The 13,699-nt window shown below is 45.6% G+C and carries 15 protein-coding genes; 9 read left to right on the forward strand and 6 right to left on the reverse strand.

The features are described from left to right. Positions 1-16: 16 nt before the first annotated feature. The 5 genes from GT360_RS06395 to nifL form a co-directional block, all read right to left on the reverse strand. A complete protein-coding gene (locus GT360_RS06395) occupies positions 17-583 on the reverse strand; it encodes a nitrogen fixation protein NifQ (protein ID WP_164648071.1) in 567 nt (188 codons plus the stop codon). Beyond that, positions 580-840: a 4Fe-4S dicluster domain-containing protein gene (locus tag GT360_RS06400; RefSeq protein ID WP_164648072.1), complete on the reverse strand. Its 261-nt coding sequence runs from the start codon at positions 838-840 to the stop codon at positions 580-582. Before GT360_RS06400 ends, GT360_RS06395 begins: the two co-directional genes overlap by 4 nt. Continuing rightward, complete coding sequence (nifB, locus tag GT360_RS06405) at positions 840-2,102, reverse strand: nitrogenase cofactor biosynthesis protein NifB (protein WP_164648073.1); 1,263 nt, start codon at positions 2,100-2,102, stop codon at positions 840-842. Before nifB ends, GT360_RS06400 begins: the two co-directional genes overlap by 1 nt. A 163-nt stretch (positions 2,103-2,265) precedes the next feature. After that, positions 2,266-3,882 (reverse strand): nif-specific transcriptional activator NifA, encoded by a 1,617-nt coding sequence (gene nifA / locus GT360_RS06410; RefSeq protein ID WP_164648074.1) that lies wholly within the window; start codon positions 3,880-3,882, stop codon positions 2,266-2,268. Then, positions 3,879-5,375 carry a nitrogen fixation negative regulator NifL gene (gene nifL / locus GT360_RS06415; protein ID WP_164648075.1) on the reverse strand — a complete coding sequence of 499 codons (1,497 nt, stop codon included), beginning with the start codon at positions 5,373-5,375 and terminating at the stop codon, positions 3,879-3,881. The genes nifA and nifL overlap by 4 nt, the downstream gene beginning before the upstream one ends. 315 nt (positions 5,376-5,690) lie before the next feature. Between nifL and rsxA the strand changes: the two genes are divergently transcribed. From rsxA to GT360_RS06455, 8 genes are all read left to right on the forward strand, one after another. Beyond that, positions 5,691-6,263 carry an electron transport complex subunit RsxA gene (gene rsxA, locus GT360_RS06420; RefSeq protein WP_164648076.1) on the forward strand — a complete coding sequence of 191 codons (573 nt, stop codon included), beginning with the start codon at positions 5,691-5,693 and terminating at the stop codon, positions 6,261-6,263. 22 nt (positions 6,264-6,285) lie between these two features. Further along, a complete protein-coding gene (locus GT360_RS06425; RefSeq protein ID WP_164648077.1) occupies positions 6,286-6,813 on the forward strand; it encodes an RnfABCDGE type electron transport complex subunit B in 528 nt (175 codons plus the stop codon). Then, positions 6,810-8,318, forward strand: coding sequence for an electron transport complex subunit RsxC (rsxC, locus tag GT360_RS06430; RefSeq protein WP_164648078.1), 1,509 nt, complete (start codon positions 6,810-6,812; stop codon positions 8,316-8,318). The genes GT360_RS06425 and rsxC overlap by 4 nt, the downstream gene beginning before the upstream one ends. Continuing rightward, positions 8,315-9,304: an RnfABCDGE type electron transport complex subunit D gene (locus GT360_RS06435; RefSeq protein ID WP_164648079.1), complete on the forward strand. Its 990-nt coding sequence runs from the start codon at positions 8,315-8,317 to the stop codon at positions 9,302-9,304. The genes rsxC and GT360_RS06435 overlap by 4 nt, the downstream gene beginning before the upstream one ends. Next, positions 9,301-9,951 carry an RnfABCDGE type electron transport complex subunit G gene (locus tag GT360_RS06440; RefSeq protein ID WP_239502598.1) on the forward strand — a complete coding sequence of 217 codons (651 nt, stop codon included), beginning with the start codon at positions 9,301-9,303 and terminating at the stop codon, positions 9,949-9,951. The genes GT360_RS06435 and GT360_RS06440 overlap by 4 nt, the downstream gene beginning before the upstream one ends. After that, positions 9,944-10,630 (forward strand): electron transport complex subunit E, encoded by a 687-nt coding sequence (locus GT360_RS06445; protein ID WP_164648080.1) that lies wholly within the window; start codon positions 9,944-9,946, stop codon positions 10,628-10,630. Before GT360_RS06440 ends, GT360_RS06445 begins: the two co-directional genes overlap by 8 nt. Further along, positions 10,620-10,868 carry an RnfH family protein gene (locus tag GT360_RS06450; protein ID WP_164648081.1) on the forward strand — a complete coding sequence of 83 codons (249 nt, stop codon included), beginning with the start codon at positions 10,620-10,622 and terminating at the stop codon, positions 10,866-10,868. Before GT360_RS06445 ends, GT360_RS06450 begins: the two co-directional genes overlap by 11 nt. Positions 10,869-10,989: 121 nt before the next feature. Then, positions 10,990-11,523, forward strand: a complete 534-nt coding sequence (locus GT360_RS06455; RefSeq protein WP_164648082.1) for a flavodoxin — start codon at positions 10,990-10,992, stop codon at positions 11,521-11,523. A 77-nt stretch (positions 11,524-11,600) separates the two neighbouring features. Here the strand turns inward: GT360_RS06455 and GT360_RS06460 are convergent, their stop codons facing one another. Beyond that, the gene (locus GT360_RS06460) at positions 11,601-11,933 is read right to left on the reverse strand and encodes a PTS sugar transporter subunit IIB (protein WP_164648083.1); all 333 of its coding nucleotides are present in this window, start codon (positions 11,931-11,933) and stop codon (positions 11,601-11,603) included. A 362-nt stretch (positions 11,934-12,295) separates the two neighbouring features. Here GT360_RS06460 and GT360_RS06465 point away from each other — a divergent pair, with 362 nt between their 5' ends. Beyond that, positions 12,296-13,669, forward strand: coding sequence for a YjiH family protein (locus GT360_RS06465; protein WP_164648084.1), 1,374 nt, complete (start codon positions 12,296-12,298; stop codon positions 13,667-13,669). The last annotated feature ends 30 nt before the right edge of the window (positions 13,670-13,699 follow it).

Raw genomic sequence — 13,699 nt, forward strand, 5'->3', positions numbered from 1 at the left:
TCTAAGATGCTGTTGACTAAGATACAAAGCACTCTTTGAAACTGCTGCAATGCAGGCAATTTGGGGCACGACATACATAATCACCTTCCTGTTCGCACAGCTGTTTGTAGAAAAAACGTTTCCAACGCATATTCAGCGTGTTTTGTTCGTGAAGGGTCGGGAAATAGAGCTGAATGAGTTCGCCCAACCTGGAACGACTCTCTAAACCCAATATCTGCCACAGGTGAGATGGCATCAGGCTCGCTTTCGCTATCAAAGAGGACATGGCTTCACCATACTCAAGCTCATGATTGATGTGTGCATCCAACAATGACTTCATATCATGTTCTTCTTCGTATCTCACATTCCAAATGGCATCGTAGACCGAGTTGTGGTGACTATTTTCAAGATCCTCGTGCCACGTCTCGGGAAGGAGTTCATTATTGGGGCTTTGGCCGTCTTCGAGTGTGGTAATACTCAAGTCACGGCGAATGGTGTTCAGTACGTTGAGTTCTAACCCCAAGTTGTTTGGTAAGCGACTAAAACCACCAATAAAACGGCTGATGAGCTCTAGCCAGATACGATATTCAGCTTCATTTTTCATAACAATCCTTGCAAGGCTGAGACTGGTTGTAAAGAACCCACGGGGTTGAGTGGTCGGTCATTTGATGTGATGGCTTCTTCTACGGGGCAAATTTCACCACATTGACGTGAATCGAATTGGTTAACGCACTCATTACATCGTTTGGGGTGAATAGCGAACGAGGGCTTAGCGTCAGGGTCGACGGCAATGGCTCTATTCGGGCAGACATTGTAGCAGGCATAACAACCCACACACTTCTCTGTAATCTTCATGCTCATTAACCCACCTCCTTATTGGCAGAGAGATTGTTGGCATTGATGGTTTGAGCTAGGGTGGAGAGTGCCTCTCTCTCAGATAGATAAGCGAAGTCGGTATTAGGAATGATGCCCATATTTTCTAGCTCTTCCCAAGGACCAAGCCCTACACGAACACTGAGAAGGTGCTGGCAGTCTTTAATCGCTTCAACCGGCATTGGCCGTTCGCAATCTTGAGGGCCTGAGCAGTAGGGTGCGACCATACGAGATTCCACAAAACGGATTTCATGTTGGTTAATATCGTAAATGTTCATTTGTGTGGCGTGACCAAAGTGGCACTCAATGATATCTGTGCCTTTGCTTGCGATGGCGACACGGGTCGATTGGGCGTCGTCTTTAGAAGAACAAGCTGCATCCAACTGACCCACGGCATCCGCTCGACATTGTTGGCAGTGACTCATTTGCGGAAGATACAACACGGATTGACTGCGAGCCTCTTCTATTTGCTGCTCGGTGGGCGAGGGCATCTCATTGAGCCCATAGTAGGTACCATGCTCAGGCTCAGAGATCAGTGGCATGATGTTATGAAGAAAAGCTCCCCGCTGTTTAAGCGCTTTAGAAAGCTGAGTAATTGACTGATCGTTGATGCCGGGGATAAGCACAGTATTGACCTTGACCAGCATCCCTTGCTCGATAGCGGCTTCCAGCCCTTTGAGTTGCTGCTCAATCAGTATACGAGCAGCTTCTATTCCTTTATAACGCTTGTGGTTCCAAAAAATCCAAGGATAAATTTTCGATGCAATCTTCTCATCAATGGTGTTGATGGTGATCGTAAGGTGGTCAACACCTATAGCGGCAAGCTGCGGCGCATACTGTGCGAGTTCTAACCCATTGGTTGAGATACACAACTTTACTGAAGGGTCATCCTCGCGAATCAGTTTTAACGTCTCTAGTGTGACTTTGGGGTTGGCTAGAGCATCACCTGGCCCCGCTATTCCTACCACGGATAAGTTGGGCATGTGTTGTTTGATACTATGAAATCGTGCCAGTCCATCGATGGGCTGGAGTACTTTGGATACGACACCCGGTCGAGACTCATTGCTGCAGTCATATTTTCGATTGCAGTAATTACACTGAATATTACAAGCAGGAGCGACAGGTAAATGGATACGTGCATAGTTTGACGCCTTTTTTGAATAGCAAGGGTGCTGCTCAATCCTATTTTGTATCTCTTTGCCAATAAAATGAGTGACGCCTGCGCTGGCGTGATGTGCTGCTGTTTCCATAAACCATCCTTAGTGTTGTTCTAAGATGGTGGTTGCAATGCTTATGCCTAAACGGGAATGGTGATATGTTCAATTTAATCAGTGGTTTATGTTGGATGAAGAATCAGGTTGTCTGAAATCAGACAACCTGATTCATTGTGTTGTTTGTCGTAATGACAACATCTTATAGCTGCTTAAGCTCTATGTTCATCGTCTTGATTCGATAGGCAATTTGTCTTGGCGTCATGTTGAGCAGTCTAGCCGCTTTGGCTTTCACCCAGCCCGTTTGCTCTAGTGCATGAATGACTCGTTGTTTCTCTTCTTCATCAAACTCAAGGTTTAAGCCGCCATAGCCATTATTGGGTTGGTTTGCTGACCGTAGTGGTGTACTAAATTTTGCCGGGAACGGCGTTGATTTTGGGCTACTTAGTGGTGTTGGGTTGCTAATTGAGGTTGAAAACTGTCTAGAACTATTAAGTTGAACGAGAGAAATATCGATGGTCCCGTCACTACTCAAAACGGCGGCACGCTCTATTGTATTTTCCAGCTCGCGCACGTTCCCGGGCCAGTGATAGGTCATCATGTAACTCAAGGCCTGCTCGTCGATATGGAGTTTTCGATTTTGAATGCCTGATAGTTTATCAAGAATCGAGAGTGCTAAAGCGGGGACATCATCCAAACGTTCACGCAGTGGAGGAAGGAAGATAGGCATGACATTGAGGCGATAGTAGATATCTTCGCGGAAATTGCCTTGAACGACTTCATTCTCCAAATCTCGGTTAGTTGCAGCAATGATTCTCACATCGACCGAAATAGGGTCGGTTCCGCCAACTCGATCGAAAGTTTTTTCTTGGAGAACACGCAGTAATTTTGCCTGAAAAGCGGGGGAGGTTTCACCTATTTCATCCAAAAAGATGGTGCCTCCATTAGCCACTTCAAATCGCCCTTTACGCAGTTTTACCGCCCCGGTAAAAGCCCCTTTTTCATGGCCGAAAAGTTCAGATTCTAGAAGGTTATCAGGCAGTGCTGCACAGTTGAGCTTAACAAAGGGTTGGTTGGCGCGTGGTGAATTATAGTGAATGGCGTTGGCGATGAGCTCTTTACCTGTCCCCGATTCTCCGCGAATCAAAATGGTCGAATCCCACCTTGAGACTAACCTAATTTGATCAAAGACTTCACGCATGGCCTTGGTGTTACCAACAAGCGAAGCGACACCATGTTCTTTGCGCACTTTTCGACGCAGGCCATCACGCTCACTCTTAATTTGGTCATGTTTTTTCGATACCGAATGAGCGAGTTGGATATTGACGGTGATGAGTTTGGCGATCATCTCAAGAAAGTCATTAATGACTCGTAGATCATCATCTAAGGGGGAGTTAGGTTGCGCACAAATCACCCCAATCAACTCCTTACTTACGCTTTTTAGAGGCACTGCGATAAAAGGTTTAGCGTAATCATAGATAGCGAGTTTGTCAGCAAAACGAGGGTCGTTACCCAGATTTTTGAGAACGACGGAGCCTCCGTGTTCAAGCATCGAACCGATGATACCTTCCCCGTTTTTGTAGTTAATAGCGCTGCTTTGCGCAGAGAACGGAGAATCAGGGGCGTGGACGGATTCGACTAACATGATGTTGCGCTCTCTATCTCGAATCGCGAGTAGTCCTCCGTATAGGTGACACTCATCGTGGAGAATTTGCATCACAGAAGCAATATTGGTTCGGTAATCGAGACTCCTATTGAGCTCAGTGCATACTCGATAGAGAGTCGAGAGCAGCTGTTTACTGGTTACAGAGTTAATCATAATCCGGCTCCCTCATTGTCGATAGGCAGGGCAATAACAAACTTAGCACCCGAGTAAGCGCTGCTTTTCTCAACGGTAATGATACTGGCATGATCATTGACGACTTGTTGAACAATGGAGAGCCCCAGGCCATGGCACCCCGCTTTATACGTCGGTTTCGAGCTATAAAAAGGTTCGAAAATCTTATTGCGATTGTTGGGGCTGACACCTAGGCCTGAGTCCTCGACCTTGAGCATCACCGAATCACCGTCAACACAAGAACTGATGGCAATGACCCGCTCACTGGGTTTGGCAACTTCAATTTGCTCAATTGCGTTGTCGATGAGCTGCACTAAGGCAAGAATAAGGCGAGAAGGGATCGCGTTAATCGCTGGTAGTTCCCGCTCGAGAAATAGGTCAAGCTTGATGTAGTGGGAAACTAAGTTTTGTGAACTGATACTGCACGCATCCCGAATGACTTCATTGAGGTTGGTGACCTGCATACTTTCGACGTTACGCTCAGGAATATGATCCTGAATGTACTGAAGCGCATTAAACCCTTCATCAACCGCTTGGCTCATCAGTTCAAGCCCTTGGCAGCGATGATTGCGTCCATTCATGATTTTCACGGCTGATTGAATCATATTCAGCGGGCCTTTGAGCTGGTGGATAGTTCCCATCAACACCTCTTGCATGCTATGGACGTGCTTTCTATCGGCGATAAGTAGCTGCATTGCGCTAATGCGTTGTGCTTCGAGGAGTCTGCGTTTTTCCGTACGCTCATTGATCACTAAGATGATGTGAGGCTCGGTGCTAGGTTCAAAATAGCAATCCGCTTTACTCTCTTGAAGCGTCAGTGGGTCAACCGAACAGTGGAAACTTCGATATTGATGGTGTGTCTCAATATCGAGTTCAAGATGCTGCGAGCTTTGCCATATTTTATCGCCAAGTGCTTTCAACTCCTCTACAATTTGTGGGTAAAGCGTTTTATAGAAGAATACTTCATCTATGTTGTCTTTGAGGCCTCGGCTAGAATAGGTGATATTAAACTCTTGATCTAGCATGACTAATGAAAGAGAACGCGTGTTTAATATTGCTGAAAATATAGAGCGATGGTTGTGGGATATCTGAGATTGGGTAAATAATTTAGTCACATCCTTTTGTATGGAATAATACCCTTCAAAGTGACTGTTTTTTATTGGGTATATTGAAACTTCAGCGATATAAGGTTGGCCACTCTTCTTACAGTTAATCAAATTTCCTTGCCATTTCTCACCATGAGTGATGGTTTTCCACAACTGTTCATAGAGAAAGTTAGGTGTGCTCGCGTTTGAAAAGATGGAACAACTTTGCCCAAGTAGTTCGGTTTTAGTAAACCCTGTCAGATCGAGCAAAGCCTTGCTGATATTGACAATATTGCCACTTGTGTCTGTCACGACAATAGGCTCACTCACATCATCAAGTTCGATGGTGTCAATAGTTTCTAGCTGGTTGATATATTGATTAATAGTCATGTTCAAAGCAACGACCTCCACAACGACGTTTTACTTAGCTATAGAGATAGGAAGCATTTTCCATTCCGATTGAGAGGGTTTGATTTATTTGAATAGAACAAAGGGAGTATGAATTGATCTACCTCAATGGATGGAGACAAATTGTCAGTTTAGTTACAAAATGTAGCTGCTTTAATAATAATTTTCTCAATAAAATCGGCTAATACTCATGTGAATTGCATCAATTTGATGCAATTCACATGAGTATTATTTGGCACTTTTAATGCACAGTCTCTTCTATTAATTGATTTTGTCGTTATTAGTTAGAGGTGTTTCATGGATGGGTTGCTAGTGTTTTTAGGTGCAGCATTCGTTAATAACGTGGTGCTGGCTAAGTTTCTTGGGCTTTGTCCGTTTATGGGGGTGTCAAAGAACATTGGTAGCGCTTTTGGGATGGGAATAGCGACCACGTTTGTTATCACGGTTGCAGCGACGGTCGCATGGTTGTTTGATCATTTTATTCTACAAACGATGGGGCTTGAGTATTTACGCACGATAGCGTTTATTGTCGTCATCGCTTCAGTCGTGCAGTTGACAGAGTTGTACGTCCAGAAAAATAGCCCTTCTTTATACAAAGCTCTTGGTGTGTTTCTTCCTTTAATCACAACAAATTGTGCGGTACTGGGTGTAGCACTACTCGTCATTCAAGAAGAGTTTTCGTTCCTCTATACCTTGTTGTTTAGCTTGGGCTCATCGTTTGGTTTCACTTTGGTGATCGTTTTGTTTTCAGGGATGCGCGAGCAACTTGCGCTGAGTCATGTACCTGAGGCAATGAAGGGGACACCGATAGCATTTCTAAGCGCCGGGCTATTGTCGATGGCGTTCATGGGTTTTGCCGGGATGGCATAGACAGATTCTTAGGGAGAGAGAGATGGCAATATTGATATTTTCAGTACTTGGAGGCGTTCTGGGTTTGCTACTCGCTATCGCGTCACGAGTGTTCGTGGTAGAGAGCGATCCAACGGTCGACAAAATCGTTGCGATGATGCCAGGAGGGCAATGTGGTCAGTGTGGAAAGGCAGGCTGTCGTCAGGCAGCGCAAGCGATGGCCGATGGTGAATTGGCGATTGACCAATGCCCTCCTGGTGGTGCGTCACTGGTTAGTGAGATAGGCAAAATATTAGGTGTTAGCAGCTCAAGTGAAGAGATTGCCCCGCAGTTTTTGGCTCGCATTGATGAAGCCTATTGCAGCGGATGTACTCGTTGCTATAAAGCTTGTCCTTTTGACAGCATTTTTGGCGCAACGAAGCAGATTCACACGGTCATTACCGATATCTGTACCGGATGTCGCTTATGCGTTGATAGCTGTCCACAAGGCTGCATAGAAATTTACACACCTAACGCGACATCACAATCTTGGATCTGGCCGAAGCCATCCACTTCGGAGGTGACCTCATGATTAATGTCGATAGATATACAAGTTTTTGGGGTAGACCTTTTAAAGGCGGAGTCCATCCAGAGTCACACAAAGGATTGACGAGTGGCCGTTCTGGGAGAGCCCCATTAGTCACGCCGAAGGTTTTGCATCTCTCTTTGCTACTCCCAAACGGGGCTATATTAAAGCCTTTAGTGAAAGCAGGTGATGAGGTCGTTCGTGGTCAAATGGTTGCGATTGGTACGCACCGTAATCAAGCTCCTTTGCATTCCCCCGTCAATGGTAAAGTTGAATCCATATCTCCTCACATAAGCGATCACCCAGGCCAGCTAAAAATTGATGCGATCCATATCAAGTGTTTTAAAGATCAAACGTGGGGCAGGGAGTTTTCCTCAAAGCCATTTAACAGCCTTACGTCAGAGGAAATCTTACAGAAGATTGAAGATGCCGGAATTATTGGTCTTGGGGGAGCCGGATTTTCAACTGCCGCAAAGGCGCGCTTTGCAAAACGAGCGAACGTTCAGCAGCTCATTATCAATGGTGGAGAGTGCGAGCCGTATATTAGCTGTGATGATTTTGTCATGCGCTCACATAGCAATGAGGTCATCGAGGGAGTACGTTTACTTCTCAAAGCGACCGGCGCAGTTGAAGCGCTTATAGGAATTGAAAGTAACAAGCCAGAAAGCTTTGAGGCGATGACGTCAGCGGCGGCAGATGATGAAAATATCCATGTCCAAATGGTGCCAACAGTCTATCCAATGGGCTCAGCCCATCATTTGACGAAGACCTTAACGGGTAAATGTGTCTCCCATGGACAGCGTTCCACCGATATTGGCGTTATCGTCAATAACGTATCGACTGCAAGGGCGGTGTATCAGGCAGTGCGATATAACCGTCCGCTTGTTTCCAAAATACTCACGGTATCGGGACAGGGCATTGATAATCCAATGAATGTTGAAGTGCCTTTAGGCACGACGGTCCGCGATATTATCGCTTATTGTGGCGGTACAACATTAGAGTGCGAACGCTTGATTTTCGGGGGACCGATGATGGGGCAAGTTGTCACACATCTTGATGTTCCCATCAACAAAACGACCGCAGCGCTGCTGGCATTAACCTCACATGAAATAGGCAGCGATCAACAACAAGAGTGTATTCGTTGTGGCCAGTGCGTACGAGCGTGTCCGATGGGCTTGATGCCTTTTCAAATGAAAGCAGCGGCGTCAGCATCGAATTATGAATTGGCTGAGAGCTTGGGTATCAACCAGTGTATGTCTTGTGGGGCATGCAGCTTTATTTGTCCTTCCAGAGTCCCTTTGACGGAGTATTTCCATCACGCCAAAAGTGTTTTGAGTCACAACAAACAATCAAAACACCGTCAAGAGAAAGCAAAAGCCCTATCAGAAGCGAGAAAGATACGGCTAGAAAAAGAAGCTGAGCTGAAACGAGCAGCGAAAGAGGCGAAAAAGGCCAAACGTAAACGTGGCCGTTCAAGAGTTAGCACTAATAGCGAGGTAGTTCCGTCATGATTAACTTCAAACCAGGGGCTGGCCCCTATGCGCATTCAAATAACTCGACAACTAAAATTATGTACCAAGTTGTGCTGGCTCTGCTACCGGCTTGTGCGTTTGCCGCCTATAGCTTTGGTCCTTCAGCAGTAGAGATCATGCTCGCATGTGTTGGCTCAGCGATCGTCTTTGAGTTCATATGTTTGGCAATACAAGGAAAACCCGTCCTAGGGTGTTTTGATGGTTCAGCGGTATTGACCGGTTTGATATTGGCCATGTGCTTACCCCCAAAGTTTCCGCTATTGCTGTGCGTGCTTGGTACCGCATTTGCTATCGTCATCGGTAAACAGGCTTACGGAGGCCTCGGACAAAACCTGTTTAACCCGGCTATGCTGGCACGCGTGTTTTTGTTGATCTGTTTTCCCGTTGAAATGACACAGTGGTATGAACCTATCGGAGAACATGTCGGCAGTGCTGCGCAATGGCTGGAATTTGATGGTGTTACTTCAGCCACCATTTTGAGTTTGGAGGTGATTCCTCCTGCTACACGAGATCTGATATTAGGGCATCATTCCGGTAGCTTAGGCGAAATGAATGCGGTTCTCTTAATATTGGGTGGCTTTTACCTTATCTATAAACGCGTGCTGAATTGGGTTATACCATGTTGCTTTATCGGTGCGTTAGTCACTCCTGCAGCCGTTTTTTCACTGATATCGCCAGACCGTTTCCTAGGTCCCGGCATCCACCTTTTCAGTGGTGGCGCCATCATGTGTGCATTCTTTATTGTTACCGATATGGTGACATCACCATCGAGTTACAAAGGGCAGGCATTATATGCCGCGTTGGGGGGCCTATTAGTCTGGCTGATTAGAGAGTTTGGCAACTATCCAGAGGGTGTCGCTTTTGCGATTTTAATCATCAACTCAGCCAGTCCATTGATTGATCATTATGTCCAACCGGTGCGCTTTGGAGCTGAGCAAAAAGTCAAAGGGGAGGCACAGTCATGAGTGTAACCTTCAAACTGCCCAGAGGATTTGCTGCCAAGAGGCTTGACAAAAATACCGTGCCCGCTCAAGTAGCGATGCTGGCGCTTAGCTGCGCGTTAGCTGCTTTTGCGCTGGGAGAGCTAAGTGCTTATCTGAAACCGCTGATTGAACAAAATAGACTTAATAAAAATATCGCGACACTCAATGAGCTGGTACCGAATGCAAATATCGATGAGAGCCTATTTAACAACGCAAGCGAGATTGAGCTAGATGGAAGTGCATATCAAGTCATGACGTTACGTGATCCTACTGGCTTACCCCTTTACTACGTACTTTCCGGAGCTGAACCGGGTTACAGCGGTGATATTCGCTTTATGGTGGCAGTGGATGTGGAAGGAGTGATCAAAAATGTACGTGTGATGAGTCATACTGAGACCCCAGGGCTCGGTGACAAAATAGAACTTGCCAAAAGCGATTGGGTTCTGAGTTTTAACTCCCTGTCTTTATTGAATACTCCCATATGGGGTGTTGAAAAAGATGGTGGCACATTTGAGCAGTTCACTGGTGCAACGATAACGCCAAGGGCTGTTGTTAGGGGCGTGCATCGTGTTCTGTTAGCGCATTCGTTGATTAAAGAAACCCAAGAAAAGGAGGCGCTTGATGAGTAAGGTATCTGAAGTAAAGAGCGTAATTGCTAATGGCCTTTGGAATAACAATATCGTACTAAGCCAGTTACTCGCACTTTGTCCACTTCTTGCGGTGACGAATGGTGCGACCAATGGATTGGGCCTTGGATTGGCGACAACCGCAGTCATGGTTGGGGCTAACCTGTTAACTTCTCTAATGAAGAATGTGGTCAGCCATGCGATCCGAATCCCTTTAAATATCTTAGTCATTGCGCTTCTGGTCACGATGACCGATTTAATCCTCAACGCTTTTTTACCATCGCTGCACGAAGTCTTAGGGCTTTTTATCCCTTTGATTGTGACCAACTGCGCCATTCTGGGGCGGGTAGAGTCGTTCTCAACCAGAAATAGTCCAGTCATGTCTGTGTTAGACGGTCTAGCAATGGGTATCGGATTTACGTGGGTTTTGGTCGTTCTTGGCGGCGTACGCGAGGTGTTGGGAACGGGAGAGCTGTTTGCGAATGCAGAGCTGCTACTGGGACCTCACTTTAGCTTTTTAGAGACTACGGTTTTGCAAGATTTTCAAGGCCTGCTGCTTGCGATTCTTCCCCCAGGTGGCTTTATTGTGCTAAGCCTCATGCTTATGCTCAAGCAAAAAGGTGAAAGCTTAATCCGCTCAATGAGTCGTAAAAAACAAGGGAGTGTAAGTTATGAGAGCTAGTGTGATTTATGCCAATCAGAAAGACCAATTGTGGCTTGATGTCGATGTCACCAGTCCTGCGACGCTTTTAACGGCAATTACGGCGTCTAATATCGTTCGCCTATTTCCAGAGATTGACCTTGAAACACAGAAAGTGGGTGTGTTCGGAAAGATAAAACCCTTAGATAGCGAGTTAGTTGAGGGTGACCGGGTAGAGATTTATCGACCTATTACATTTGAGGACACGGAATTGTCCTGAAGAAGACAATTGTCTCACTGAGCTGATCGTAAGTCGTTGTTTTACCGTGGCCTGTGGGCCGGAATGAGTATTGCAGAACATCTAAAGTAGCAACATTAAGAAAAATCTCAGGGAGATGAGTATGTCGAAAATTGGAATTTTCTTTGGAACAGACACAGGTAGCACTCGAAAGATCGCTAAACAGATCTATCAGCAACTTGGTGACTTAGCGGACAAGCCCTTAAACATTAATCGCGTAGATGCCGAGGTTTTGAAAAGCTACGACAAGCTCATACTGGGCACGCCCACATTGGGTGAAGGGGAGCTACCAGGGCTCGCCGTCGAGTGTGAATCAGAGAGTTGGGCAGAGTTTTTGGACAACAATGAAGAGCTAGATCTAGCAAATACAACGGTGGCTCTATTTGGGTTAGGGGATCAGGTTGGTTACCCAGATGAGTTTGTGGATGGTTTAGGTGAGCTTTATGATTATGTTTGTGACGCTGAAGCAGACGTCATTGGACGCTGGCCCGCGAAGGGGTATACCTTCAATGAATCGACCGCTCTGGACGGAGACGCTTTTGTTGGTTTAGTGATCGATAAAGACAATCAAGCCAGCTTATCTGATGAGCGAGTTTCCCACTGGGTTGAGCAGATTAAGTCTGAGTTCGGAGTTTAGCTTCGCATTATGATGAGCTAGGTTGCAACCCTCAAGGTTAGCCTAAGCACTTTTATCGGTTGAGGGGGGGGGACTCCTCAACCTAGCGATAATTGACTCATTTTACCTTCAATAATTTGTGAATACATATTCGCCTTCATGCCAAAGACTATTTGAACGCAGTGTTCATCTAAAACAATGACCCCAAACGCCCCTTGCTTCTTCAACGCGTCTTGATCAATGAGTTCCGTAGTCACTAACTCCAAGCGCAATCGAGTCGCGCACGCTCCCGTATGGACTAAATTTTCAATACCACCAATCGCTTGTAATACCGAATCAACTTCATTGTCTAAATTGTCATTCGTTTTGGTCAGTGCAGTGATGATTGCTCTGACAGCACTGGCGATTGATAGGCCAAGCTTCTTTATCATGATTATTGTCACTCTCCACGTTCATCAATACTGAGTCATTAAAACAAACGTGTCAGTTGTTAAATGCACTCACAGTGCAATCCTAATAAAAGGTTTCATTTTTTGAATGGCTGTTTGAAGGTTGTTTTGTTTTTGTGGGCTGCCTGAGGTTGGTTTGTGTTGTTCTTGGTGGTGTTTTGTTCTGCATTTGATCCATCGTTAGGATGATAAAGGTGTCGTTTTGGTTTGGTGTGTGTATTTACCCTAAATATGTGCATAAATAGGCAATAAAGGGCTTGCTATATGTTTTGCGATTAAATACACTGCACACAAATGACAATAAATGCTTGATTTGAGCATAATTATTCATCGTGAGGTTGTAGATGAGCGATACACTAACAATAGAAACTAAGCAAAACACAATGAGAAATGTGTTGATGTTTGCCATTCCATCCCTACTGGGCTTGTTCTTTTTCTTAGCACCACTGAGCATTGATGGTAATTTCACATTCCCATTGGCTTTGATGGCGAAAGGCGTTAAATCGGTACTTGGTGAGGCTATTTTGCCGACAGTAACAGCAATTATCTGTTTCTCAGCGTTGGTGACTTTGGTCGCTAATGTCATCAAACCTGCGTTTGTAAAGAACTCAGAACTATTGACTCGTCTGTTTGTCCTATCGCCTGTTTGGGTGGCTATCAGAGTTTTGGGTGCAGTATTCACCCTGTTAGCTCTGCATCAAATTGGTCCGGAATTTATTTGGAGTGGTGACACTGGTGGGTTGGTACTTCACGACCTGCTGCCGTCGCTATTTGTCACCTTCTTCTTTGCTGGCCTGCTACTTCCTTTACTACTTAATTTTGGTCTGCTTGAGCTCCTTGGTACGCTGCTAAGTAAATTAATGCGCCCAATATTTCGTCTACCAGGCAGAGCGGCTATTGACTGCATGTCATCTTGGTTGGGTGATGGTACGGTTGGTGTGTTGTTGACAAGCAAACAGTACGAGCAGAAGAAATATACAGCAAGAGAAGCGGCGGTTGTAGCAACCATGTTCTCACCTGTAGGTATCTCGTTTTCACTGGTTGTATTAACGCAGGTCGGTCTGGAAAACTACTTCGTTCCTTTCTACCTAACTATCTGTTTATCTGGCGTTATCGCGGCGATGGTGATTCAGTATCTCCCACCACTAAGTTACAAAGCAGATACTTATATTGACGGTTCTAAACCAGAGCAAAACGATGAGCTAGTACCAGAAGGACAAACAACAGTCGGGTACGGTTACCAACTCGCCATCGCGCGTGCAAGCAAAGTGAAGAGCCTTTCATCCGTTGCAAAAGAAGGTCTGCAAAGCGCGTTAGATATGATGTTTGGTGTACTACCAGTGGTCATGGCTGTGGGTACTGTCGGACTGGTTATCGCAGAAACAACACCGCTATTTACTTGGTTAGGCGCACCGTTTGTTCCAGTGCTAGACTTACTGAACCTGCCTGAAGCGACAGCGGCAGCAGAAACGGTGATGGTTGGCTTTACTGATATGTACGTTCCTTCAATCATCGCAGCGTCAGCCATTGATAGTGACCTCACTAAGTTTGTTATCGCAGCGCTATCGATTACACAGTTGATCTTTATGTCAGAGACGGGTGCCGTGATTCTATCGAGTAAAATCCCGGTGAATATCTTTGAACTCATCGCAATCTTCATCCTACGTACTTTAGTTACGCTGCCAATTATCGCTCTTTGTGGGCACCTAATTTTCTAAATGACAGCGACATAAATCAAAAAGCCTCAC

It is taken from the genome of Vibrio astriarenae, assembly GCF_010587385.1.
Lineage (GTDB): Bacteria > Pseudomonadota > Gammaproteobacteria > Enterobacterales > Vibrionaceae > Vibrio > Vibrio astriarenae.

Coding starts and splice junctions, on each gene's coding strand:
- GT360_RS06425 (WP_164648077.1), top strand. CDS start 6,286: ATGGCAATATTGATATTTTCAGTACTTGGAGGCGTTCTGGGTTTGCTA.
- nifA (WP_164648074.1), bottom strand. CDS start 3,882: ATGATTAACTCTGTAACCAGTAAACAGCTGCTCTCGACTCTCTATCGA.
- GT360_RS06455 (WP_164648082.1), top strand. CDS start 10,990: ATGTCGAAAATTGGAATTTTCTTTGGAACAGACACAGGTAGCACTCGA.
- GT360_RS06395 (WP_164648071.1), bottom strand. CDS start 583: ATGAAAAATGAAGCTGAATATCGTATCTGGCTAGAGCTCATCAGCCGT.
- GT360_RS06435 (WP_164648079.1), top strand. CDS start 8,315: ATGATTAACTTCAAACCAGGGGCTGGCCCCTATGCGCATTCAAATAAC.
- nifL (WP_164648075.1), bottom strand. CDS start 5,375: ATGACTATTAATCAATATATCAACCAGCTAGAAACTATTGACACCATC.
- rsxA (WP_164648076.1), top strand. CDS start 5,691: ATGGATGGGTTGCTAGTGTTTTTAGGTGCAGCATTCGTTAATAACGTG.
- GT360_RS06445 (WP_164648080.1), top strand. CDS start 9,944: ATGAGTAAGGTATCTGAAGTAAAGAGCGTAATTGCTAATGGCCTTTGG.
- GT360_RS06440 (WP_239502598.1), top strand. CDS start 9,301: ATGAGTGTAACCTTCAAACTGCCCAGAGGATTTGCTGCCAAGAGGCTT.
- rsxC (WP_164648078.1), top strand. CDS start 6,810: ATGATTAATGTCGATAGATATACAAGTTTTTGGGGTAGACCTTTTAAA.
- GT360_RS06400 (WP_164648072.1), bottom strand. CDS start 840: ATGAGCATGAAGATTACAGAGAAGTGTGTGGGTTGTTATGCCTGCTAC.
- nifB (WP_164648073.1), bottom strand. CDS start 2,102: ATGGAAACAGCAGCACATCACGCCAGCGCAGGCGTCACTCATTTTATT.
- GT360_RS06465 (WP_164648084.1), top strand. CDS start 12,296: ATGAGCGATACACTAACAATAGAAACTAAGCAAAACACAATGAGAAAT.
- GT360_RS06450 (WP_164648081.1), top strand. CDS start 10,620: ATGAGAGCTAGTGTGATTTATGCCAATCAGAAAGACCAATTGTGGCTT.
- GT360_RS06460 (WP_164648083.1), bottom strand. CDS start 11,933: ATGATAAAGAAGCTTGGCCTATCAATCGCCAGTGCTGTCAGAGCAATC.